This window comes from Streptomyces liliifuscus (assembly GCF_016598615.1).
Classification (GTDB): Bacteria; Actinomycetota; Actinomycetes; order Streptomycetales; family Streptomycetaceae; genus Streptomyces; species Streptomyces liliifuscus.
In genome coordinates this window covers 6,139,059-6,161,917 of record NZ_CP066831.1, presented here as the reverse complement: position 1 = coordinate 6,161,917, position 22,859 = coordinate 6,139,059, and the positions used below count along the sequence as shown (strand labels likewise).

Sequence of the window (22,859 nt, the reverse complement as noted above, 5' to 3'; positions counted from 1 at the left end):
GCGCTCAAAAGACAACGCAACACACTCGGCGCCGCACACGACAACGCGCCGCACCCCCACCAAGGGACCACGACGCGCTGCCAAACACCTACATCGACTACATCAACTACGTAGTACGCCGCCGCCGAGACCCGGGCCGCCGCTCGCTGGGCCGAGTAACAGGATCCCCGGCCTCAAGAGCCGCAGCCCGCCGACGAAGCCCGAAGTCCGCCAAGGCCTCGGCCAGCCGATGCACGGACGGCTCAGGAGCCATGACATCGACCCGCAGCCCATGCTCCTCGGCCGTCTTGGCCGTGGCAGGCCCGATACAGGCGATGACGGTCACGTTGTGAGGCTTCCCGGCAATACCCACGAGGTTCCGCACAGTCGAGGACGACGTGAAGAGAACGGCGTCGAACCCACCCCCCTTGATCGCCTCCCGAGTCTCCGCAGGCGGAGGCGAGGCGCGCACAGTCCGATAGGCCGTAACGTCATCAACCTCCCACCCAAGCTCGATCAGCCCGGCCACCAACGTCTCCGTGGCGATATCGGCCCGAGGCAGAAACACCCGATCGATCGGATCAAAAACGGGATCGTAGGGCGGCCAGTCCTCCAGCAACCCGGCAGCCGACTGCTCCCCACTGGGCACCAGATCCGGCTTCACACCGAAGGCGACCAACGCCTTGGCGGTCTGCTCCCCCACCGCGGCGACCTTGATCCCGGCAAAGGCCCGAGCATCGAGCCCGTACTCCTCGAACTTCTCCCGCACGGCCTTGACCGCGTTCACCGACGTGAAGGCGATCCACTCGTACCGCCCGGTCACGAGCCCCTTCACGGCCCGCTCCATCTGCTGGGGCGTCCGCGGCGGCTCGACGGCGATCGTCGGCACCTCGTGCGGCACGGCCCCGTACGACCGCAGCTGGTCGGAGAGCGAAGCCGCCTGCTCCTTCGTACGCGGCACGAGCACCTTCCAGCCGAACAGCGGCTTGGACTCGAACCACGACAACTGGTCGCGCTGGGCGGCGGCTGAACGCTCACCGACCACGGCTATCACCGGCCGCCCGCCATCGGGCGAGGGCAGCACCTTGGCCTGCTTCAGCGTCTGCGCGATGGTCCCGAGCGTCGCGGCCCAGGTCCGCTGACGCGTGGTGGTACCGGCGACAGTGACGGTCATGGGCGTATCGGGCTTGCGCCCCGAGGCGACAAGCTCCCCGGCCGCGGCACCCACGGAATCAAGAGTCGCCGAGACGACAACGGTCCCGTCGGACGCCCCGACCTCGGTCCAGCAGCGCGTGGACGCCGTACGGGCGTCCACGAACCGCACGTCCGCACCCTGGGCGTCCCGCAACGGAACACCCGCGTAGGCGGGCACACCGACGGCGGCGGCGACACCGGGCACGACCTCGAAGGGCACACCCGCGGCGGCGCAGGCGAGCATCTCCTCGGCTGCGTACGCATCAAGTCCGGGGTCGCCCGAGACGGCACGGACGACCCGCCTGCCACCCCTCGCGGCCTCCATGACAATATTGGCCGCGTCCTTCGACGCGGGGACGCCAGTGGTGGTTGACGCACCGTCAACTACCGTTAGCTGAGGCGTGTCCGGGCTCGGGCCCGAATCGGTGTCGAGCACGGTGACGTTTCGTCTGGCGTGCGTGCGGACGACGTCGATCACTTCGGGTTCGGCGACCAGGACATCCGCGTTCGCCAGCGCCTCGACGGCGCGCAGAGTCAGCAGTCCCGGATCCCCGGGTCCGGCACCGAGGAAGGTGACGTGCCCGTGTTCGAGGCCGGCGGGAAGGGTGGTGGGGCTCAATGTGCTCGCTCCCCCATCAGACCGGCCGCGCCCTTGGCAAGCATCTCGGCGGCGAGTTCACGGCCGAGCGCCATTGCTTGGTCATGTGTCTCGGGCACGGGACCGGTGGTGGACAACTGCACCAGCGTCGAGCCGTCGGTCGTGCCGACGACGCCGCGCAGGCGCATTTCCTTGACAATCTGCCCGTCGGCCAGAAGGTCGGCGAGCGCACCCACAGGTGCACTGCAGCCGGCCTCCAGGGCGGCGAGCAGGGACCGCTCGGCGGTCACGGCGGCCCGGGTGAACGGGTCGTCGAGCTCGGCGAGCGCAGCGACGAGGTCCGCGTTGTCCGCGGCACACTCGATCGCGAGGGCCCCCTGGCCGGGGGCGGGCAAAATCGTGTCGACGGGCAGGAAGTCGGTGACGTCCCCGACCCGTCCCATCCGCTTCAGTCCGGCGGCGGCGAGCACCACACCATCGAGCTCGCCCTTGCGCACGTACCCGATCCGCGTATCGACGTTCCCACGGATCGCGACGGTCTCTATCGTCATGCCGTGGTCCCGCGCGTACGCGTTCAGCTGGGCCATGCGACGCGGCGAACCGGTTCCGATCCGTGCCCCGTCGGGCAGTTGCGCGAAGGTGCGCCCGTCGCGGGCGATCAGCACGTCGCGCGGGTCCTCGCGCACCGGCACCGCGGCCAGCACCAGATTGTCGGGCTGCGCGGTCGGCAGGTCCTTGAGGGAGTGGACGGCGAAGTCGACCTCACCGCTCAGGAGCGCGTCGCGCAGGGCGGTCACGAAGACCCCCGTGCCGCCGATCTGCGCGAGCTGCTCGCGGGACGTGTCCCCGTAGGTCGTGATCTCCACAAGCTCGACGGATCGCCCGGTCACCTGGCTCACGGCATCCGCCACCTGCCGGGACTGGGCCATGGCGAGTTTGCTCCGCCTGGTCCCCAGTCTCAGTGCTTGCCCATTCATGCTCGCCCTCGGTTCTCGGCGCTCTCGAAATTGTTGCTGTCAAAGTTCTCGCGGCCGAAGTCCAGACCGCCAGGAGCGGCGCTGTCGTCATCCCGGCTGTTGTCGTCGGCCCGGGAGACGGCGGCGACCGTCTCGGGGTCCAGGTCGAACAGGGTCCGCAGCGCGTCCGCGTATCCGGCACCGCCGGGCTCGGCGGCCAGTTGCTTGACCCGTACGGTCGGCGCGTGCAGGAGCTTGTCCACGACGCGTCGCACGGTCTGGGTGATCTCGCCGCGCTGCTTGTCGTCGAGGCCGGGCAGCCGGCCGTCGAGCCGGGCGATCTCGCCGGCCACGACATCGGCGGCCATGGTGCGCAGCGCCACGACGGTGGGCGTGATGTGCGCGGCCCGCTGAGCGGCGTCGAAGGCGGCGACCTCGTCGGAGACGATCCGCCGCACCTGGTCCACGTCGGCGGCCATCGGGGCGTCCGCGGACGCCTCGGCGAGGGACTCGATGTCGACCAGCCGCACCCCGAGCAGCCGGTGCACGGCCGCGTCGATGTCGCGGGGCATGGCGAGGTCGAGCAGGGAGAGTACGGGGAGGGGCCGGGGCACCTCGGCGACGGGCTCGGGCCGACGCCGCTCGGGCACCCGCCCGAGGGTGGCCGCGGCGGCGGCGAGGGCTGCGACGGCCTCGGTGTCGATCTCGGGCGTGCTGCGGCGGCCCTCGCGACGGTCGACGGTCCCGTTGTCCACCCAGGCGGCGTGCTGTTCCAGGGTGGCCGCGTCCATGCCGGCCACCGCGGCCTCCCCCATGACGGAGAAGCCGGTGGAGCCCTGCACGGCGGAACCCTGCACGGCGGACAGGTCCAGCGGACAGCCGTCCTCGCTGCCGACGCTGGTGGGCGGAAGTCCGGACCGTCGGGCGGCGGAGTCGGCGGCGCGCTCCACGGCGGGCGCGCCCGTGCGGCCCTCGATGGCCTCGGCCACGAGGTCCGCCGTCAGGACGAGCCCGGTCGCGCCGGTGCAGGACACGACGACATCGGCACGTGTCAGCTCGTCCGGTACCGATTCCATCGGTACCGCGCGGGCCAGCACGTCCACGTCGTCCTGTTCCGCCGGGCGTTGTCCGTACTGCTCGGCGAGCAGGGCCGCGAGGCGCTCCGCCCGGTCGAACGTCCGGTTGGCGACGACCAGCTCGGCCACCCCGGCCCGCGCGAGCGTCGCCGCGGCGAGCGAGGACATGGAGCCCGCGCCGATCACCAGGGCCCGCTTGCCCTTGAGCCAGGCGTCGACCGGGGCGCCGGACGACAGCTGCTCCAGGCCGAAGGTCACCAGGGACTGCCCGGCCCGGTCGATGCCGGTCTCGGAGTGGGCGCGCTTGCCGACCCGCAGCGCCTGCTGGAAGAGGTCGTTCAGCAGCCGCCCGGCCGTGTGCAGTTCCTGCGCGGTGGCGAGGGCGTCCTTGATCTGGCCGAGGATCTGCCCCTCGCCGACGACCATCGAGTCGAGCCCGCAGGCCACCGAGAAGAAGTGGTGGACGGCCCGGTCCTCGTAGTGCACGTACAGATAAGGGGTGAGCTCCTCGAGACCGACACCGCTGTGCTGCGCGAGCAGCGTGGAGAGCTCGGCGACGCCCGCGTGGAACTTGTCCACGTCGGCGTAGAGCTCGATCCGGTTGCAGGTGGCGAGCACCGCGGCCTCGGCTGCCGGTTCGGCGGCGACCGTGTCCTGGAGCAGCTTGATCTGGGCGTCCGCGGACAGCGCGGCCCGCTCCAGGACGCTGACCGGAGCGCTGCGGTGGCTCAGTCCGACGACAAGAAGACTCATGCCGGCATCACGGCGGGGACATCCCCGTCGGGCCCTTTCCCGGCCTCCTTGGCCGCGGCGGCCGCCTCGGCCTCCGCCTCCATGGCGGCCCCGGCCTGCGCCTCGGCCTCCTCGCCGGCCTTGCGCTGCTCGTGGAAGGCGAGGATCTGCAGCTCGATGGAGAGATCGACCTTGCGTACGTCGACACCGTCCGGGACGGTCAGCACGGTCGGCGCGAAGTTCAGGATGGAGGTGACACCGGCGGCGACGAGCCGGTCACAGACCTGCTGGGCCGCGCCGGCGGGGGTCGCGATGACACCGATCGACACACCGTTGTCGTCGATGATCTTTTCCAGCTCGTCCGTGTGCTGCACGGGGATCCCGGCGACGGGCTTGCCCGCCATCTCGGGATCGGCGTCGATCAGCGCCGCGACCCGGAACCCGCGCGAGGCGAATCCGCCGTAGTTGGCCAGCGCCGCGCCGAGGTTACCGATACCGACGATCACGACCGGCCAGTCCTGGGTGAGGCCGAGCTCACGCGAGATCTGGTAGACGAGGTACTCGACGTCGTAGCCCACACCGCGCGTCCCGTACGACCCGAGGTACGAGAAGTCCTTGCGCAGCTTGGCGGAGTTGACCCCCGCCGCGGCCGCGAGCTCCTCGGAGGAGACCGTGGGTACCGAGCGCTCCGACAGAGCGGTGAGGGCTCGGAGGTACAGCGGAAGCCTGGCGACGGTGGCCTCGGGAATCCCTCGGCTGCGGGTCGCCGGTCGGTGAGTTCGGCCAGTTGCCACGGTGCTCCTGCGGGTAGCGCGGGGCTGCAGGCGGTCGCACGTACCTAGACCGCCCCGTCGAATGCAGGCTATGTCTTTGTGAACGCGTGCACAAAGATGGTGTCCGATTTGCCCGGCCAACGTGACCGGGGTCACGCACCCCCGGCGCACCCGTACGGAACCGGCGCACACGCACCTTCGTTCCTCACATGTTGGGGGCAAAACCGCACACTCTCCTCTACGATCCCCGCCCCCGAGTCCGAACCGCCCTCGATCCTAAGTGACTTTCCGGCCCCTTCGGACGCCTCGGTCAGGCCACGGTTCCATTACTCCGCCCCCTTGGCTACGCCTTGAGCGCCCTGCGCAGCCGCCCCTCGTCCACCCGCCAGAACGTGTGCTGGGCCCCGTCCACCAGCACCACCGGGATCTGCTCCCAGTACTCGCGGTGCAGATCCTCGTCCTGGGTGATGTCCTTCTTCTCCCAGCGGACACCGAGATCAGCACAGACCTTCTCCACGACTTCCTGTGCGTCTTCGCACAAATGACAGTCGGGCTTCCCGATCAAGGTGACCAGCCGCTCCGGCGTCACACTCTTCTCCGCACGACGCTCACCACGCCGAAAGATGGGACTCATACCGTCCATTCTCCCGCAGTGGACAGGGGCGCAGCCCCGTCCTTCAGGGGCGCGGGGAACTGCGCGACCAGCCCCCACGAACCCGCACCCGAAGCACAACCGCTCCGCGAAGCGCCCAAAGAGCGATCCCAAGGGGATGAGCTCTTTAACGACACGGTCGCGGAGAGTTCACAGCCAGCAAACCTCCCGACTCCGGAACCACCGAACAAACTGGCTATGCTCACGCCATGGCCGCTCTCGGATGGCTCACCCCCCGTAGGCGCTCCGCCACCGCGCGGAGCGTGCTGGCAGGCGAGGCCTCGGCTGAGGCAGCGCGCAAGTCCTCCCAGGAGTTGGAGGAGCTGGCGCACGAAGCCGCGCCCGAAGGCACCGAACCGGAGTTCCCGGTCATCGGTGACGACAAGGCCGCCGCGTTCTTCGACCTCGACAACACCGTGATGCAGGGCGCCGCGATCTTCCACTTCGGCCGTGGCCTCTACAAGCGGAAGTTCTTCGAGTCCCGCGATCTCTACCGGTTCGCCTGGCAGCAGGCCTGGTTCCGGCTGGCCGGCGTCGAGGACCCCGAGCACATGCAGGACGCCCGCGACTCGGCGCTGTCGATCGTGAAGGGCCACCGCGTCTCCGAGCTGATGTCGATCGGCGAGGAGATCTACGACGAGTACATGGCCGAGCGCATCTGGCCCGGCACCCGCGCACTCGCCCAGGCCCACCTGGACGCGGGCCAGAAGGTGTGGCTGGTCACGGCGGCGCCCGTCGAGATCGCCACGGTGATCGCCCGCCGCCTGGGCCTGACCGGCGCGCTCGGCACGGTCGCCGAGTCGGTCGACGGCGTCTACACCGGCAAGCTCGTCGGCGAACCGCTGCACGGCCCCGCGAAGGCGGAGGCGGTACGCGCCCTGGCCGCGGCGGAGGGCCTGGACCTCGGCCGCTGCGCCGCGTACAGCGACTCCCACAACGACATCCCGATGCTCTCGCTGGTCGGGCACCCGTACGCGATCAACCCGGACGCCAAGCTCCGCAAGCACGCCCGCAGGCTCGACTGGCGGCTGCGCGACTACCGCACGGGCCGCAAGGCGGCGAAGGTCGGCATTCCCGCGGCGGCAGGCGTCGGCGCGGTCGCCGGCGGCACGGCGGCCGCGATCGCCCTGCACCGCCGCCGTCGCTGACACAGGCACAGGCACAGGCACAGATGCTGACGCTGACGCAGCGTCGCCGACACCCCTCGAACACCCGCTGACCAGCGGCCCCGCGCACAGACGTGCGGGCAATCGTGCTGTCCTACCCGCACAGAGCCCCCGCCAGTCCCGTTAACGGCACCCGGCCACAACACGCCCCGGACTCAGACGGAACGCGGACTCATTCGATCAACAACCGGTCACTCTCCGGCACTTGATGAGGCGTCGTTCGGTAACAGAAGCGACGTAATCGATGATTTGAGCAACTGGGTGTAGCACTGCCTGTACGAAGCGTTATTCTCCTCAGACGCATGACGGGCCCCGCTCTTCGCTACGATGGGTGAACGGTCCGGTACTGCACGTGATGGAAGCTCTGCCTCTGGGAGTCCCGTGTACCCACACGTCGGGGTTGACGCCTCGGGCCTGGCTACGCTGCGCGCAACGGTCCTCGACCGCCTGCGCGGCTTCGTCCCCACCGCGTACGCCGTCCCCGCCCTCGCTGTCTCCGCCGCGCCCGTCGGCCCGTGCTACGCACTGGCCGACGGCAGCGCGGCGGTGGGCAGACGAGGTCGTTCGAGCGCGTCGGCCACCACCGCACGCCGCCCGGCCGCAGACAGTGACAGCGCCCGGATGATGGACCTCGTGGAGCGCGCACAGGCCGGTGAGGCCGAGGCCTTCGGCCGGCTCTACGACCAGTACAGCGACACTGTGTACCGCTATATCTATTACCGCGTCGGCGGGAAGGCGACCGCGGAAGACCTCACAAGCGAGACGTTCCTGCGCGCCCTGCGCCGCATCGGCACGTTCACCTGGCAGGGCCGTGACTTCGGCGCCTGGCTCGTCACCATCGCCCGCAACCTCGTCGCGGACCACTTCAAGTCGAGCCGCTTCCGGCTCGAAGTGACCACCGGCGAGATGCTCGACGCCAACGAGGTCGAGCGCTCCCCCGAGGACTCCGTCCTGGAGTCCCTCTCGAACGCGGCGCTGCTGGATGCCGTCCGCCGCCTCAACCCGCAGCAGCAGGAGTGCGTGACCCTGCGCTTCCTCCAGGGCCTCTCGGTCGCCGAGACCGCCCGTGTGATGGGCAAGAACGAGGGCGCGATCAAGACCCTCCAGTACCGGGCGGTGCGCACACTGGCCCGGCTCCTCCCGGAAGACGCCCGCTGAGACCCCGTACACGGCGGGCCCTGCCCCGCCTCCTCTCCGTACGACTCCGTATGACTCCATACGCTCAGCGATGCCCAACTCACCGTCCGTGAAAGTCCGTTGACTTCGCGGTCCGATCATCCGTCGTCCGTAACCCAAGTGCCGAGCCGCTCGTTGTGCGGGATACAGGCTCCCTGTGGTCGCACCCTGGCCGACTTCGATCACTCGATCGAGTGGTCGTGGTCAGGGTGTGCAACCCTCAGGACCCCCTGGGGAGTCGACCGTGATGACGAGAGGAGGTGCCGCCAGTGATCGCGAACGTATCGGCGCACCGGCGGGCGAACGCCTTCGCCCAGGCCCTGGATGAGCAGCCCGACCGGGGCACGGCGGCCGAGCAGTCCGAAGGATTCGCTCCGGCCGTCGTGGACCGGCCCGAGCAGGGCCGGATGCTGTCCCTGGCGACCGGCCTCGGCGAACTGCCCAAACCGGAGCTGGACCCCGAGGTCAAGGTCGTCCAGCGAGCCCAGCTGGTGGCCGCGATGGAGGCCATGCTCCAGGAGGGCACGGCCGCGGGAGGCCGGGCGGCGGACCCTTCGGTGCCCGAGCAGCGCTCCCACCGGGGCCGGGGCGCGCACCGGGCGACCGGTCTTGGGAAGTTGCGACCGCGTTCCCGGCTGTCGAAGGGGCTCGCCGCGGGCGGGCTCACCGTCGGTGTGGCCGCCGGAGCCTTCAGCGGTGTCGCCGCTGCCAGTTCCGACGCCCTGCCCGGTGACTCGCTCTACGGGCTCAAGCGCGGCATGGAGGACCTCAAGCTGGGCATGGCCGACGGCGAGGGCGACCGCGGCAGGCTCTACCTCGACCAGGCCTCCACCCGGCTGAGCGAGGCGCGCCGCCTGATGGAGCGCGGCCGCTCGGGGCCCCTCGACCACGAGTCCCTGGGCGAGATCCGGCGTGCGCTGTCCGGCATGCAGCACGACGCCTCCGAGGGCCACCGCCTGCTCCACGAGGCCTATGAGCGGGACCCGGACTCCCTGGGCCCCATCCAGGCCCTCTCCGCCTTCTCCCAGTCGCACCGCGAGGCCTGGGGCGCCCTGCGCGACCGGCTGCCCGTGCAGCTCGGCGACGTCAGCCGCCAGGTCAGCTCGGTCTTCGACGCCATAGACGAAGAGGTCGAGCCGCTGCGCTCGCTGCTCCCGCAGCCACCCTCCCCGGAGGGCACCGGCCGCCACCGCGGCGCGAGTTCGGACGCCACCGGCTCGTCCCGTACGGACCGGCCGGCCGCCCCCAGCGCCACCGGCGGCGGCTCGTCCGACGGCACCGGCTCCAGCGGCGGCAACCCCAAGCCGTCCACGTCCAAGACCCAGGACGACGGCCTGCTCGGCGGCAACACCGGCGGCCTCCTGGACCCGCCCGAGGACGAGACCAGCGCCTCCCCGTCCGGCAAGAACACCCCACCGGCAGAGCCGGACGTGACCCTGCCGCCCCTCCTCCCGGGCCTGCTCCCGGGACTGGGAATCGACAGCGAGGACACGGACTAGCTTCTTCGGATACGTCGGTGGGGGCGCCCTTGTTGAAAGGGGCGCCCCCACCGACGTATCCAGATGTCTTGGACGTATCCGGGACCCTCAGAAGAACACCGACCGCCGCTGCACCAGAAGCTTGTACAGCGTGTGCTGGATCTGTTCCCTGACCTGGTCCGTCAGGTTGAACATCAGCATCGGGTCCTCCGCCGCCTCCGGCGGGTAGCCGTCGGTCGGGATCGGTTCGCCGAACTGGATCGTCCACTTCGTCGGGAGCGGAACCCCGCCGAGCGGGCCCAGCCACGGGAAGGTGGGCGTGATCGGGAAGTACGGGAAGCCGAGGAGACGGGCCAGCGTCTTGGAGTTGCCGATCATCGGGTAGATCTCCTCCGCGCCCACGATGGAGCACGGGATGATCGGCGTGCCCTGGCGCAGCGCGGTCGAGACGAAACCGCCCCGGCCGAAGCGCTGGAGCTTGTAGCGCTCGCTGAACGGCTTGCCGATGCCCTTGAAGCCCTCCGGCATCACACCCACGAGTTCGCCGCGCTCCAGGAGCCGTTCGGCGTCCTCCGCGCAGGCGAGGGTGTGACCGGCCTTGCGGGCAAGCTCGTTGACCACCGGCAGCATGAAGACCAGGTCGGCCGCGAGCAGCCGCAGATGACGGCCGCCGGGGTGGTTGTCGTGGACGGCGACCTGCATCATCAGGCCGTCCAGCGGCAGCGTCCCGGAGTGGTTGGCGACGATCAGCGCCCCGCCCTCCGACGGGATGTTCTCGATGCCCTTCACCTCGACGCGGAAGTACTTCTCGTAGAGGGGCCGCAGCATGGACATCAGGACCTGGTCGGTGAGCTCCTGGTCGTAACCGAAGTCGTCGACCTCGTACTCACCCGTCAGTCGCCGCCGCAGGAAGGCCAGACCGCCGGCGATGCGCCGGTCCCAGCCATTCTCCTGCGGCTTCTCCACAGCAGCCGGTTCCTCACGCGTCACGGGAACATCATCCTGCTGAATCGTTCGTGCGGGCAGGGGCTGGACCTCACGAACCACCACGGGCTCGCCCTTGCGCCTGCTCCCCGCACCCCGACGCCGCGGCGGCCGCTGTACGGCACTCCCGCGGGACCGGTCGTCGTCGAACGGAATGACCTTGGCGTCCGCCATCGTTGATGCGCTCCTCAGTTGGCGCTCTGCGTCGGGAGGTGGCCACCGCCGAGTACAGGCAGTGCCGCGATCCGGTCGACGGCCCCCGCAAGGGCCTCGGGGGGCAGGAGTCCGGGCCCTCGGCTGCGTGCGAAGTCCGCGAAGGTCTCCGCGGTCGTGTACCTGGGACCGTAGCCGAGCGTCTCGCGCATCTGCCGGGTCGCCACGACCCGGCCGTGGGTGAGCAGCCGCAGCTGCTCGGGCGAGAAGTCCGTCATGCCCAGCGTACGCAGCGCCGAGCCCACCCAGCTCACCGCGGGCATCAGCACGGGAACCGTGGGCCGGCCGAGCCGCCGCGCGCACTGCGAGAGCAGCAGGACACCGTCGCCGGCGATGTTGAACGTGCCGCTGTTGAGCGTGCCGCGCCGGGGTTCGTGCGAGGCGATCCGCAGCACCTCGATCACGTCGTCCTCGTGCACGAACTGCAGCCGCGGGTCGTAGCCGAGCACGGTCGGCAGCACGGGCAGCGAGAAGTACGCGGCGAGCGGCGAGTCCGCGCTCGGCCCGAGGATGTTCGCGAACCGCAGCACACACACGGCGACGTCGGGCCGCCGCCGCGCGAACCCCCGCACATACCCCTCGACCTCGACCGTGTCCTTCGCGAAGCCGCCGCTGGGCAGTGACTTGGGCGGGGTGGTCTCGGTGAAGACGGCCGGATCGCGCGGGGCAGACCCGTACACGTTGGTACTGGACTTCACGACGAGCCGCTTGACCGTCGGCGACTTCTGGCAGGCACCCAGCAGCTGCATGGTGCCGATGACGTTGGTCTCCTTGACCGTGGTCCGGCTGCCGCCGCCGAGCGGGGTGGCCGTCACGTCCAGGTGCACGACCGTGTCCACGGAGTGCTCCGCGAGCACCCTGGCGATGGCGGGCTGCCTTATGTCGGCCCGTACGAAGTCGGCGCCGCCCAGGTGATGCTCCGGCGGGACCGCGTCCACGGCGACCACCCGGTCCACCTCGGGGTCACGCTGAATCCGTCGTACGAACCGGCCCCCAAGCTGACGGGCCACTCCGGTCACGAGCACGACCTTCCCCAAGATCAGCGCCTTCCTTCCAGCCGTCGACATGCTGCTCGTACTGTGCCGTTCGTACTCTGCCGTGTTCCCCGTGACGGCCACGTTAGCGGGTCGGTGTTGCGCTGTGATGACCGCCCGATGCACGAAGTGACGGCACCCCCGTACGTACGATCAGACCCAGCCATTCGCCACACAGTCGTAGGCCCGGACATACGCACAGCGTTCGTCCGGCCGGACATCGCGGCAGGGGGAGCAGCGGGTACGACTGTGGCCCCCCACCAGCCGGTGGGGGGCCACAGAGCGCACTGTCACAGCGTCGTCGCCCACCGTCTGCCCTGCTTGTGGCGGGTGACCGCTGTCCGTCGCGACTTACTTCTTGTTGCGACGCTGAACGCGAGTGCGCTTGAGCAGCTTGCGGTGCTTCTTCTTCGCCATCCGCTTGCGCCGCTTCTTGATAACAGAGCCCACGACTACCCTCGCTCACTTCTCTTTACTCGTTGCTGGGCTGCATGGGCCCACACGACTTATGAGGGGCCAGCCTACCCGCCTGAGCGCCGAGGTCGTAATCGAGGAGTTCCGGATGAGGCCCCGGGGACGCGATTCGAGCCGTCCCGGGACCGCCCCGGACCGCCGTCAGGCTGTCTCCACCCCCACGTAGGACTCGCGAAGGTACTCGTGAACCGCTTGCTCCGGGACGCGGAATGACCTCCCGACCCGGATCGCGGGCAGATGACCGCTGTGCACCAAGCGGTACACGGTCATCTTCGACACTCGCATCACCGAGGCGACTTCCGCCACGGTAAGGAACTGAACCTCGTTCAGAGGCCTCTCGCCAGCAGCCATGACACACCTGAACCTTCCGCACTCGACGGTCACCGGCTTCCCCTTCCGGTGACACTTCGTCGTTGCGTGCTCACTCCCCAGAGTAGGGGCGTGTGATGCGAGTGGGGAAGAGGAGGGGCCATCGGCGGCCTACTGTGACAGACACGCTCGATTGAGTACATAGCGAGTAAGCGGTCGGTAGTAATCAGACCGCACAGCGTCATCAAGTGGAACGACGACGGACACCCGCCCCTCTGCCTCTCCGACGAACAGCGCGGGATCGTCGGTGTCACCCAGGCCGATGGCCTCGAACCCCAGCTGACCTGCTCCGCAGACCCAGCCGTGGTCTCCCACCACGAGCTCCGGGAGCGGCCCGCCGGCCTCCGCCGCGGCGGCCAGAGCGGTACGAACCGGGAGGGGAGAGTGCGTGTGCGCGCCGGTCTCGCGACCGGGGTCCCACGCCCCGGGTTCGCGCACCAGCGCGACTCCTCGTACGTAGTCAAGGTTGTACGTGCGTAGACCGAACCGGGTCGTTATGTCGACAGAGTGACCATGCGCGGGGGTGAGGACGGTACACCCCGCCGCCGACAGAGCGTCCGCCAACGCGGCGTAGAAACCGATCAGCCGGTGCGGGTGTCCGGTGCCGAGCAGCACCGGGGAACGGTTCCGCGCGGCTTCCGCAAGCCGGACGGCGAAGGCGTCAAGAGCCGCCAGGGTTCGCTCAGGATCGATCACATCAGGGCCAGATGTGTGCCGCGGATCGGGAGACACTCCACACTTGTCCGCCATCAAAGCGATCAGATCCGGTTGTTCCCATGTCCATTCGGGGTCAAGCCCGATCGTCACCCGCGGATCCCGCGCGGCGAACAACCGATAGCTCCTGAGACTCGCCTCCCGCGAGGTGGCCACCGTCCCCGCCAGCCTCGCCGCCAGCAAATGCGCCCGCAACGCTCCACTACTCAACACGCCCCGATGCTGACGCATCCACCCACCCCCCACCCCCAAAACCCCTGAAACACCCCACAGTTGGCGTAACGGGGTCTAGGTCGAGTCGGACGTCGGGGGCTGTCCTTCGCCCCCGCCGCCCCTACCCATTCCCGTCCCCTGGGGCTCCGCCCCAGACCCCGTGGGGTGCGATTTCGCGTGCGGGTGGGTGGGGGCTGATCGCGCAGTTCCCCGCGCCCCTAAAGACCTAAGGGGCGCGGGGAACTGCGCAGTCTTTTGGTCTTTGGGGGTTCGGGGGCGGAGCCCCTGAGTCAGGGACGGGAATGGGTAGGGGCGGCGGGGGCGAGAAAAAACCCATCCCCTCCCCCGGGCAGAGCCCTACGCCAACAACCCCCGCAACGGAAACACAGCCCGCCGCGCAGCAAGCACAGCCTGGTCAAGACGATCGGCGGGGTCATACCCCGACTCCCACCCCTTCCACGACACAGGCCACCGCCCATCAGTCATCCGAGCAGGCGCCAGTTGCCGCGTACGAGCAAAAACCTCCTGCCGCCACCCCTCAGGAACCACCGTCTCCGGCGCAATCTCCCGCCCCGCAGCAACAGCCACCAGATGCGTCCACGACCGAGGCACCACATCCACCACGGCATACCCGCCCCCACCAAGAGCGACCCACCGCCCCTCGGCGTACTCGTGCGCCAGCTCATGGCAGGCCACCTGCACAGCCCGCTGCGCATCCAACGACACGGCAAGATGAGCGAGCGGATCCTCGAAGTGCGTATCGGCCCCGTGCTGAGTCACCAGCACCTGCGGCCGAAAGTCCGCGACCAACTCCGGCACGACGGAGTGAAAGGCCCGCAACCACCCCGCGTCCCCGGTCCCGGCGGGCAACGCCACGTTCACCGCGGACCCCTCCGCGGACGCGGCCCCGGTCTCCTCCGGCCACCCGGTCTGCGGAAACAGGGTCCGAGGATGCTCGTGCAAGGACACGGTCAGCACCCGCGGATCCTCCCAGAACGCGGCCTGCACCCCGTCCCCGTGATGCACGTCCACATCCACGTACACGACCCGCTCGGCCCCGAGCTCCAGCAACCGGGCAATGGCCAAGGAAGCGTCGTTGTAGATACAGAACCCCGACGCACCGCCGGGCATCGCATGATGAAGCCCACCCGCGAAGTTCACCGCGTGCAGCGCCTCACCCCGCCACACGGCCTCGGCGGCCCCCACCGACTGCCCGGCGATCAGCGCGGACACCTCGTGCATCCCGGCGAACGCGGGATCGTCCATGGTCCCCAGCCCGTACGCCCCGTCCGCACCCCTCGGATCCACAGAGGCGGCCTTGACCGCCTCGATGTAGTCCTCCCGGTGCACAAGCCGCAGGGTCGAGTCCCCGGCCGGCTTGGCCGAGACCACCTCGACCTCCCGGTCGAGCCCGAAGGCATCGACCAGTCGCCGGGTCAGCGCCAACCGGACCGGATCCATCGGGTGATCCGGGCCGAAGTCATAGCCCGTTACTGCCTCGTCCCACATCAGCTGTGCGCGGCCGCTCATGCCCGTCACCGTATCGGGAAGGTTCAGAAGCGAACGACTTGGCGTACACCAACGTCACCAGCACCAACACCATCGGCACGAGCATGGCCCCCCGATAACTCCACGCATCACCCAGAGCTCCCACCAAGGGCGAACCGATCAAGAAGCCCACATAGTTGAAGATATTCAGTCGGGCGACGGCCGCATCCGCAGCTCCCGGGAACAGCCGTCCGGCGGCCGCGAAGGTCTGCGGCACGATCACGCACAACCCGAACCCCAGCAACGTGAAGCCGAGCATCCCGACCCAGGCCCCCGGCGCCCCCGCCACCACCGCGAACCCCACCGCCGCGACCACCGCACCGGCCCGTACCACCATCACGGCCCCGAACCGCCGCACCCCGAAGTCCCCGACAGCTCGCCCGATGAGCGTGGTGACCATATAGACGTTGTACGGAACGGTCGCCAGCTGCTCCGAACTGCCGAGCACGTCCTGCAGATACTTGGCACTCCAGTTGGAGACGGTCGAATCCCCGATGTACGCGACGGCCATCACCAGACACAGTGGCAGCAGCAACTTGAACCCGACGCCACCACTCCCGTCCGCGCCCTGCGCCTTCGCCTCGGCCTCGGGCCCGCTCCCGTCGACGTACCACCGGCTCCCCACGAACGCCGCGGGCAACAGCACCACGACGACCGGCAGATACGACACGAACAACGCCAGGTCCCAGTGCGCCCCCACCCACGCGAGCGACGCTCCGACGATCCCGCCCAGGCTGAACGCCGCGTGGAACCCGAGCATGATGCTGCGCCCGTACCTGTGCTGAAGGCTCACCCCGAGCATGTTCATGGAGGCGTCGAGCGATCCGACGGCCAGCCCGAAGGCGGCGAGCGACAGCCCGATCGCCCACAGCCCGTCACCGGCCCCCACCCCGAGCAGCGCCAGCAGCACGACCGGCTGCGACCAACGCAGTACGTGACTGGCCGGCACCCTCTTCACCAAGTGCTCGGTGCAGACACTGCCGACCCCGGCGAGGATCGGCACGGCCGCGAGGAAGGCGGGCAGCAGGGCGTCGGATATCCCGTACCGGTCCTGGATCGCGGGTATTCGTGTCACGAGCAGCGCGAAGGCAACGCCCTGGGCGAAGAAGCTGAATGCCAATGAAGCCCGGCCACGCCGCAGCACATCTGTCATGGCGGCTCAGCGTAGGGCTCCGGCTTACTCGTGGGTAGACGGTTCAAAGATGAATTTTGTTCAACTCTGGCGCTGGAAGATCAACTTGAGATCAACTCGGCGGCCGGGCGGGCGCCAAGTCAGCTCTGCAGCAGGCCGATCAGCTCGCCCATGTCCCCGAAGAGCCGGTCCGCCCCCGCCAACCGCTCGGCCGGCGTCATCGCCGTGAACCCGTACACATCCATCCCGGCCGCGACGGCCGCCCGCACCCCGAGCGGACTGTCCTCGACGACAAGGCACTTCTCCGGCGGCACTCCCATGCGCTCGGCGGCGTGAAGGAACAGATCCGGCGCCGGCTTCCCCCGCCCCACGTCCTGCGAACTGAAGATCCGCCCGTCGTCGAACCACCGGTCAAGACCGGTCTTCCGGTGCCCGACCCGGATCCGCTCATGACTCCCCGACGACGCCACACAGTACGGAACCCTGTCCGCGGCCAGCTTCTCCAGGACCTCCACGGCCCCCGCCACCGGCTCCAACTCCCGCTCGAACGCGGCGAACACCCGCGCATGAAAGACATCGTCGAAGTCGGCGGGCAGCCGCTCCCCGGTCCGCTCCTCGACCAAGTCGTGTACACGATGCATGGCGGCGCCCATGTAGTCGCGCAGGGACTCCTCGTACGAGGTGGGGTGCCCCAGCTCGGTGAGATAGGCGGCCAGCAGCGTGTTGGAGATCGGCTCACTGTCCACGAGGACGCCGTCGTTGTCGAAGATCACCAGGTCGTAGCGCATAACAAAGACCCTAAACACAAAAAAGCCCCCGCACCGAAGTGCGGGGGCTTTTCTTATTCAAATTTTGTTCGGCGGTGTCCTACTCTCCCACAGGGTCCCCCCTGCAGTACCATCGGCGCTGTAAGGCTTAGCTTCCGGGTTCGGAATGTAACCGGGCGTTTCCCTCACGCTATGACCACCGAAACACTATGAAATTCTGAACCGGTGCCTCAACCCCCCTGTGGCCCAGGAGGGGAGACGTGTCGTTCGTTATTTCAGAACTGACACAGTGGACGCGAGCAACTGAGGACAAGCCCTCGGCCTATTAGTACCAGTCAGCTTCACCCCTTACAGGGCTTCCACATCCGGCCTATCAACCCAGTCGTCTACTGGGAGCCTTAACCAATCTAGTTGGTGGGAATACTCATCTCGAAGCAGGCTTCCCGCTTAGATGCTTTCAGCGGTTATCCCTCCCGAACGTAGCCAACCAGCCATGCCCTTGGCAGGACAACTGGCACACCAGAGGTTCGTCCGTCCCGGTCCTCTCGTACTAGGGACAGCCCTTCTCAATATTCCTACGCGCACAGCGGATAGGGACCGAACTGTCTCACGACGTTCTAAACCCAGCTCGCGTACCGCTTTAATGGGCGAACAGCCCAACCCTTGGGACCGACTCCAGCCCCAGGATGCGACGAGCCGACATCGAGGTGCCAAACCATCCCGTCGATATGGACTCTTGGGGAAGATCAGCCTGTTATCCCCGGGGTACCTTTTATCCGTTGAGCGACGGCGCTTCCACAAGCCACCGCCGGATCACTAGTCCCGACTTTCGTCCCTGCTCGACCCGTCGGTCTCACAGTCAAGCTCCCTTGTGCACTTACACTCAACACCTGATTGCCAACCAGGCTGAGGGAACCTTTGGGCGCCTCCGTTACTCTTTAGGAGGCAACCGCCCCAGTTAAACTACCCATCAGACACTGTCCCTGATCCGGATCACGGACCCAGGTTAGACATCCAGCACGACCAGACTGGTATTTCAACGACGACTCCACCATGGCTGGCGCCATGACTTCACAGTCTCCCAGCTATCCTACACAAGCCGAACCGAACACCAATATCAAACTGTAGTAAAGGTCCCGGGGTCTTTCCGTCCTGCTGCGCGAAACGAGCATCTTTACTCGTAGTGCAATTTCACCGGGCCTATGGTTGAGACAGTCGAGAAGTCGTTACGCCATTCGTGCAGGTCGGAACTTACCCGACAAGGAATTTCGCTACCTTAGGATGGTTATAGTTACCACCGCCGTTTACTGGCGCTTAAGTTCTCAGCTTCGCACACCCGAAAGTGCACTAACCGGTCCCCTTAACGTTCCAGCACCGGGCAGGCGTCAGTCCGTATACATCGCCTTACGGCTTCGCACGGACCTGTGTTTTTAGTAAACAGTCGCTTCTCGCTGGTCTCTGCGGCCACCCCCAGCTCACGGAGTAAATCCGATCACCAGTGATGGCCCCCCTTCTCCCGAAGTTACGGGGGCATTTTGCCGAGTTCCTTAACCATAGTTCACCCGAACGCCTCGGTATTCTCTACCTGACCACCTGAGTCGGTTTAGGGTACGGGCCGCCATGAAACTCGCTAGAGGCTTTTCTCGACAGCATAGGATCATCCACTTCACCACAATCGGCTCGGCATCAGGTCTCAGCCTTGATGAGTAGCGGATTTACCTACCACTCGGCCTACACCCTTACCCCGGGACAACCACCGCCCGGGCTGGACTACCTTCCTGCGTCACCCCATCACTCACCTACTACAGGTCTGGTCCGTCGGCTCCACCACTCCCCTTTGCCCGAAGGCTCCAGGGCGGCTTCACGGACTTAGCATCGCCTGGTTCAATGTTTGACGCTTCACAGCGGGTACCGGAATATCAACCGGTTATCCATCGACTACGCCTGTCGGCCTCGCCTTAGGTCCCGACTTACCCTGGGCAGATCAGCTTGACCCAGGAACCCTTAGTCAATCGGCGCACACGTTTCTCACGTGTGTATCGCTACTCATGCCTGCATTCTCACTCGTGAACCGTCCACCACTAGCTTCCGCTGCGGCTTCACCCGGCACACGACGCTCCCCTACCCATCCGTACTCCCGTTGGGGATATGTGTACGAATGACACGACTTCGGCGGTACGCTTGAGCCCCGCTACATTGTCGGCGCGGAATCACTAGACCAGTGAGCTATTACGCACTCTTTCAAGGGTGGCTGCTTCTAAGCCAACCTCCTGGTTGTCTCTGCGACTCCACATCCTTTCCCACTTAGCGTACGCTTAGGGGCCTTAGTCGATGCTCTGGGCTGTTTCCTCTCGACCATGGAGCTTATCCCCACAGTCTCACTGCCGTGCTCTCACTTACCGGCATTCGGAGTTTGGCTAAGGTCAGTAACCCGGTAGGGCCCATCGCCTATCCAGTGCTCTACCTCCGGCAAGAAACACACGACGCTGCACCTAAATGCATTTCGGGGAGAACCAGCTATCACGGAGTTTGATTGGCCTTTCACCCCTAACCACAGGTCATCCCCCAGGTTTTCAACCCTGGTGGGTTCGGTCCTCCACGACCTCTTACAGCCGCTTCAACCTGCCCATGGCTAGATCACTCCGCTTCGGGTCTTGAGCGCGCTACTATATCGCCCTGTTCGGACTCGCTTTCGCTACGGCTTCCCCACACGGGTTAACCTCGCAACACACCGCAAACTCGCAGGCTCATTCTTCAAAAGGCACGCAGTCACGACCCACCAAGTAAACTTGATGAGCGACGCTCCCACGGCTTGTAGGCACACGGTTTCAGGTACTATTTCACTCCGCTCCCGCGGTACTTTTCACCATTCCCTCACGGTACTATCCGCTATCGGTCACCAGGGAATATTTAGGCTTAGCGGGTGGTCCCGCCAGATTCACACGGGATTTCTCGGGCCCCGTGCTACTTGGGTGTCTCTCAAACGAGCCGTTGATGTTTCGACTACGGGGTCTTACCCTCTACGCCGGACCTTTCGCATGTCCTTCGCCTACACCAACGGTTTCTGACTCGTCTCACAGCCGGCAGACTGTGAAAGAGAGATCCCACAACCCCGTACACGCAACCCCTGCCGGGTCTCACACGTATACGGTTTGGCCTCATCCGGTTTCGCTCGCCACTACTCCCGGAATCACGGTTGTTTTCTCTTCCTGCGGGTACTGAGATGTTTCACTTCCCCGCGTTCCCTCCACACACCCTATGTGTTCAGATGTGGGTGACAGCCCATGACGACTGCCGGGTTTCCCCATTCGGAAACCCCCGGATCAAAGCCTGGTTGACGGCTCCCCGGGGACTATCGTGGCCTCCCACGTCCTTCATCGGTTCCTGGTACCAAGGCATCCACCGTGCGCCCTTAAAAACTTGGCCACAGATGCTCGCGTCCACTGTGCAGTTCTCAAACAACGACCAACCACCCGTCACACACCGCTTACGCGATGCTGTACCGGGGCCGGCACTGAAGATCCAGACACAAGGTCCGTACCCTCAGACACCCAACAGCGTGCCCGACACCCCCGACCCCCAGGTCTGCTTTCCACGCCCCGAAGGACAGTACTTGCAGCCAGAGAAGACTGAGAGTGCCGAATAATCAACGTTCCACCCTTGAGCAACCAGCACCGGACATTCGCCGATGTACTGGCCTCTGACCTCGTCCCGAAGGACTCGGTAAGAAGTGCTCCTTAGAAAGGAGGTGATCCAGCCGCACCTTCCGGTACGGCTACCTTGTTACGACTTCGTCCCAATCGCCAGTCCCACCTTCGACAGCTCCCTCCCCACAAGGGGGTTGGGCCACCGGCTTCGGGTGTTACCGACTTTCGTGACGTGACGGGCGGTGTGTACAAGGCCCGGGAACGTATTCACCGCAGCAATGCTGATCTGCGATTACTAGCAACTCCGACTTCATGGGGTCGAGTTGCAGACCCCAATCCGAACTGAGACAGGCTTTTTGAGATTCGCTCCGCCTTGCGACATCGCAGCTCATTGTACCTGCCATTGTAGCACGTGTGCAGCCCAAGACATAAGGGGCATGATGACTTGACGTCGTCCCCACCTTCCTCCGAGTTGACCCCGGCAGTCTCCTGTGAGTCCCCAACCCTCCGAAGAGGTTGCTGGCAACACAGAACAAGGGTTGCGCTCGTTGCGGGACTTAACCCAACATCTCACGACACGAGCTGACGACAGCCATGCACCACCTGTCACCCGACCACAAGGGGGGCACCATCTCTGATGCTTTCCGGGCGATGTCAAGCCTTGGTAAGGTTCTTCGCGTTGCGTCGAATTAAGCCACATGCTCCGCTGCTTGTGCGGGCCCCCGTCAATTCCTTTGAGTTTTAGCCTTGCGGCCGTACTCCCCAGGCGGGGAACTTAATGCGTTAGCTGCGGCACCGACGACGTGGAATGTCGCCAACACCTAGTTCCCACCGTTTACGGCGTGGACTACCAGGGTATCTAATCCTGTTCGCTCCCCACGCTTTCGCTCCTCAGCGTCAGTAATGGCCCAGAGATCCGCCTTCGCCACCGGTGTTCCTCCTGATATCTGCGCATTTCACCGCTACACCAGGAATTCCGATCTCCCCTACCACACTCTAGTCTGCCCGTATCGAATGCAGACCCGGGGTTAAGCCCCGGGCTTTCACATCCGACGCGACAGACCGCCTACGAGCTCTTTACGCCCAATAATTCCGGACAACGCTTGCGCCCTACGTATTACCGCGGCTGCTGGCACGTAGTTAGCCGGCGCTTCTTCTGCAGGTACCGTCACTTTCGCTTCTTCCCTGCTGAAAGAGGTTTACAACCCGAAGGCCGTCATCCCTCACGCGGCGTCGCTGCATCAGGCTTTCGCCCATTGTGCAATATTCCCCACTGCTGCCTCCCGTAGGAGTCTGGGCCGTGTCTCAGTCCCAGTGTGGCCGGTCGCCCTCTCAGGCCGGCTACCCGTCGTCGCCTTGGTGAGCTTCTACCTCACCAACAAGCTGATAGGCCGCGGGCTCATCCTTCACCGCCGGAGCTTTCAACCCCCACCCATGCGGGCAGGAGTGTTATCCGGTATTAGACCCCGTTTCCAGGGCTTGTCCCAGAGTGAAGGGCAGATTGCCCACGTGTTACTCACCCGTTCGCCACTAATCCACCCCGAAGGGCTTCATCGTTCGACTTGCATGTGTTAAGCACGCCGCCAGCGTTCGTCCTGAGCCAGGATCAAACTCTCCGTGAATGTATTCCCGTAATCGGGACGACACACACGAGAGCGGAACAACCAGCCGGAATAAGACCGGTCGTTCACTGCGTCCTCGCTGTGCGCCTGCCGGAACAATGCCCGGCAGGACTTTTTCAAAGGAACCTCATCTTCGGCCATGACGACCGGAGACGGGGTATCAACATATCTGGCGTTGATTTTTGGCACGCTGTTGAGTTCTCAAGGAACGGACGCTTCCTTCGTACTCACCCTCTCGGGCTTTCCTCCGGGCGCTTCCCTTCGGTCTTGCGTTTCCGACTCTATCAGACCGTTTTCCGATCCGATTTCCTCGGTGCTTTCCAGGTTTTCGCTTTCGCGTTTCCCTTTCCGGCGGTTCCGAC

The 22,859-nt window shown here is 66.4% G+C and carries 16 protein-coding genes and 3 rRNA genes; 3 read left to right on the top strand and 16 right to left on the bottom strand.

Annotation, left to right across the window (positions count from 1 at the left end):
* Positions 1 to 106: 106 nt before the first annotated feature.
* The 5 genes from JEQ17_RS26435 to JEQ17_RS26415 form a co-directional block, all read right to left on the bottom strand.
* Complete coding sequence (locus JEQ17_RS26435; protein ID WP_200397518.1) at positions 107 to 1,792, bottom strand: bifunctional uroporphyrinogen-III C-methyltransferase/uroporphyrinogen-III synthase; 1,686 nt, start codon at positions 1,790 to 1,792, stop codon at positions 107 to 109.
* Positions 1,789 to 2,748, bottom strand: a complete 960-nt coding sequence (gene hemC, locus JEQ17_RS26430; protein WP_200397517.1) for a hydroxymethylbilane synthase — start codon at positions 2,746 to 2,748, stop codon at positions 1,789 to 1,791. Before hemC ends, JEQ17_RS26435 begins: the two co-directional genes overlap by 4 nt.
* On the bottom strand, positions 2,745 to 4,556 hold the full coding sequence (locus JEQ17_RS26425; protein ID WP_200397516.1) for a glutamyl-tRNA reductase: 1,812 nt from the start codon (positions 4,554 to 4,556) through the stop codon (positions 2,745 to 2,747). Before JEQ17_RS26425 ends, hemC begins: the two co-directional genes overlap by 4 nt.
* Positions 4,553 to 5,329 (bottom strand): redox-sensing transcriptional repressor Rex, encoded by a 777-nt coding sequence (locus tag JEQ17_RS26420; protein ID WP_189844922.1) that lies wholly within the window; start codon positions 5,327 to 5,329, stop codon positions 4,553 to 4,555. The genes JEQ17_RS26425 and JEQ17_RS26420 overlap by 4 nt, the downstream gene beginning before the upstream one ends.
* Before the next feature lie 322 nt (positions 5,330 to 5,651).
* The gene (locus tag JEQ17_RS26415) at positions 5,652 to 5,951 is read right to left on the bottom strand and encodes a glutaredoxin family protein (protein WP_200397515.1); all 300 of its coding nucleotides are present in this window, start codon (positions 5,949 to 5,951) and stop codon (positions 5,652 to 5,654) included.
* 218 nt (positions 5,952 to 6,169) lie between these two features.
* On the opposite strand from JEQ17_RS26415, the gene JEQ17_RS26410 reads away from it, so the two are divergent.
* The 3 genes from JEQ17_RS26410 to JEQ17_RS26400 all read left to right on the top strand — a co-directional run bounded on the left by JEQ17_RS26410 (position 6,170) and on the right by JEQ17_RS26400 (position 9,801).
* Complete coding sequence (locus JEQ17_RS26410) at positions 6,170 to 7,108, top strand: HAD family hydrolase (RefSeq protein ID WP_200397514.1); 939 nt, start codon at positions 6,170 to 6,172, stop codon at positions 7,106 to 7,108.
* 399 nt (positions 7,109 to 7,507) lie between these two features.
* Entirely contained in the window at positions 7,508 to 8,284 is a 777-nt protein-coding gene (locus JEQ17_RS26405) for an ECF subfamily RNA polymerase sigma factor, BldN family (RefSeq protein ID WP_200397513.1), read from the top strand.
* A gap of 287 nt (positions 8,285 to 8,571) precedes the next feature.
* A complete protein-coding gene (locus JEQ17_RS26400) occupies positions 8,572 to 9,801 on the top strand; it encodes a DUF5667 domain-containing protein (protein WP_200397512.1) in 1,230 nt (409 codons plus the stop codon).
* Positions 9,802 to 9,888: 87 nt separating this feature from the next.
* On the opposite strand, the gene JEQ17_RS26395 is transcribed toward JEQ17_RS26400, so the two are convergent.
* The 11 genes from JEQ17_RS26395 to JEQ17_RS26345 all read right to left on the bottom strand — a co-directional run bounded on the left by JEQ17_RS26395 (position 9,889) and on the right by JEQ17_RS26345 (position 22,497).
* Positions 9,889 to 10,938 carry a lysophospholipid acyltransferase family protein gene (locus JEQ17_RS26395; protein ID WP_200397511.1) on the bottom strand — a complete coding sequence of 350 codons (1,050 nt, stop codon included), beginning with the start codon at positions 10,936 to 10,938 and terminating at the stop codon, positions 9,889 to 9,891.
* 14 nt (positions 10,939 to 10,952) lie between these two features.
* Positions 10,953 to 12,014, bottom strand: coding sequence for an NAD-dependent epimerase/dehydratase family protein (locus JEQ17_RS26390; RefSeq protein ID WP_143644173.1), 1,062 nt, complete (start codon positions 12,012 to 12,014; stop codon positions 10,953 to 10,955).
* A gap of 348 nt (positions 12,015 to 12,362) precedes the next feature.
* Complete coding sequence (locus JEQ17_RS26385) at positions 12,363 to 12,461, bottom strand: 30S ribosomal protein bS22 (protein WP_003948845.1); 99 nt, start codon at positions 12,459 to 12,461, stop codon at positions 12,363 to 12,365.
* Positions 12,462 to 12,626: 165 nt separating this feature from the next.
* On the bottom strand, positions 12,627 to 12,836 hold the full coding sequence (locus JEQ17_RS26380; protein WP_093781815.1) for a helix-turn-helix domain-containing protein: 210 nt from the start codon (positions 12,834 to 12,836) through the stop codon (positions 12,627 to 12,629).
* 129 nt (positions 12,837 to 12,965) lie between these two features.
* Complete coding sequence (locus tag JEQ17_RS26375) at positions 12,966 to 13,781, bottom strand: phosphatase (protein ID WP_200401732.1); 816 nt, start codon at positions 13,779 to 13,781, stop codon at positions 12,966 to 12,968.
* Positions 13,782 to 14,138: 357 nt separating this feature from the next.
* Positions 14,139 to 15,311: an acetoin utilization protein AcuC gene (locus JEQ17_RS26370; protein ID WP_200397510.1), complete on the bottom strand. Its 1,173-nt coding sequence runs from the start codon at positions 15,309 to 15,311 to the stop codon at positions 14,139 to 14,141.
* Positions 15,262 to 16,482 (bottom strand): MFS transporter, encoded by a 1,221-nt coding sequence (locus JEQ17_RS26365; RefSeq protein WP_200397509.1) that lies wholly within the window; start codon positions 16,480 to 16,482, stop codon positions 15,262 to 15,264. Before JEQ17_RS26365 ends, JEQ17_RS26370 begins: the two co-directional genes overlap by 50 nt.
* Positions 16,483 to 16,601: 119 nt before the next feature.
* Entirely contained in the window at positions 16,602 to 17,249 is a 648-nt protein-coding gene (locus JEQ17_RS26360) for an HAD family hydrolase (protein WP_200397508.1), read from the bottom strand.
* A 66-nt stretch (positions 17,250 to 17,315) separates the two neighbouring features.
* Positions 17,316 to 17,432: ribosomal RNA gene (gene rrf / locus JEQ17_RS26355) — 5S ribosomal RNA — on the bottom strand.
* Between the two features lie 101 nt (positions 17,433 to 17,533).
* Positions 17,534 to 20,654: ribosomal RNA gene (locus JEQ17_RS26350) — 23S ribosomal RNA — on the bottom strand.
* 315 nt (positions 20,655 to 20,969) lie between these two features.
* Positions 20,970 to 22,497: ribosomal RNA gene (locus tag JEQ17_RS26345) — 16S ribosomal RNA — on the bottom strand.
* The 16S, 23S and 5S rRNA genes sit together here, the layout of an rRNA operon.
* Positions 22,498 to 22,859: the final 362 nt, after the last annotated feature.

Coding starts and splice junctions, on each gene's coding strand:
- hemC (WP_200397517.1), bottom strand. CDS start 2,748: ATGAATGGGCAAGCACTGAGACTGGGGACCAGGCGGAGCAAACTCGCC.
- JEQ17_RS26425 (WP_200397516.1), bottom strand. CDS start 4,556: ATGAGTCTTCTTGTCGTCGGACTGAGCCACCGCAGCGCTCCGGTCAGC.
- JEQ17_RS26415 (WP_200397515.1), bottom strand. CDS start 5,951: ATGGACGGTATGAGTCCCATCTTTCGGCGTGGTGAGCGTCGTGCGGAG.
- JEQ17_RS26410 (WP_200397514.1), top strand. CDS start 6,170: ATGGCCGCTCTCGGATGGCTCACCCCCCGTAGGCGCTCCGCCACCGCG.
- JEQ17_RS26395 (WP_200397511.1), bottom strand. CDS start 10,938: ATGGCGGACGCCAAGGTCATTCCGTTCGACGACGACCGGTCCCGCGGG.
- JEQ17_RS26380 (WP_093781815.1), bottom strand. CDS start 12,836: ATGGCTGCTGGCGAGAGGCCTCTGAACGAGGTTCAGTTCCTTACCGTG.
- JEQ17_RS26370 (WP_200397510.1), bottom strand. CDS start 15,311: ATGAGCGGCCGCGCACAGCTGATGTGGGACGAGGCAGTAACGGGCTAT.
- JEQ17_RS26365 (WP_200397509.1), bottom strand. CDS start 16,482: ATGACAGATGTGCTGCGGCGTGGCCGGGCTTCATTGGCATTCAGCTTC.
- JEQ17_RS26360 (WP_200397508.1), bottom strand. CDS start 17,249: ATGCGCTACGACCTGGTGATCTTCGACAACGACGGCGTCCTCGTGGAC.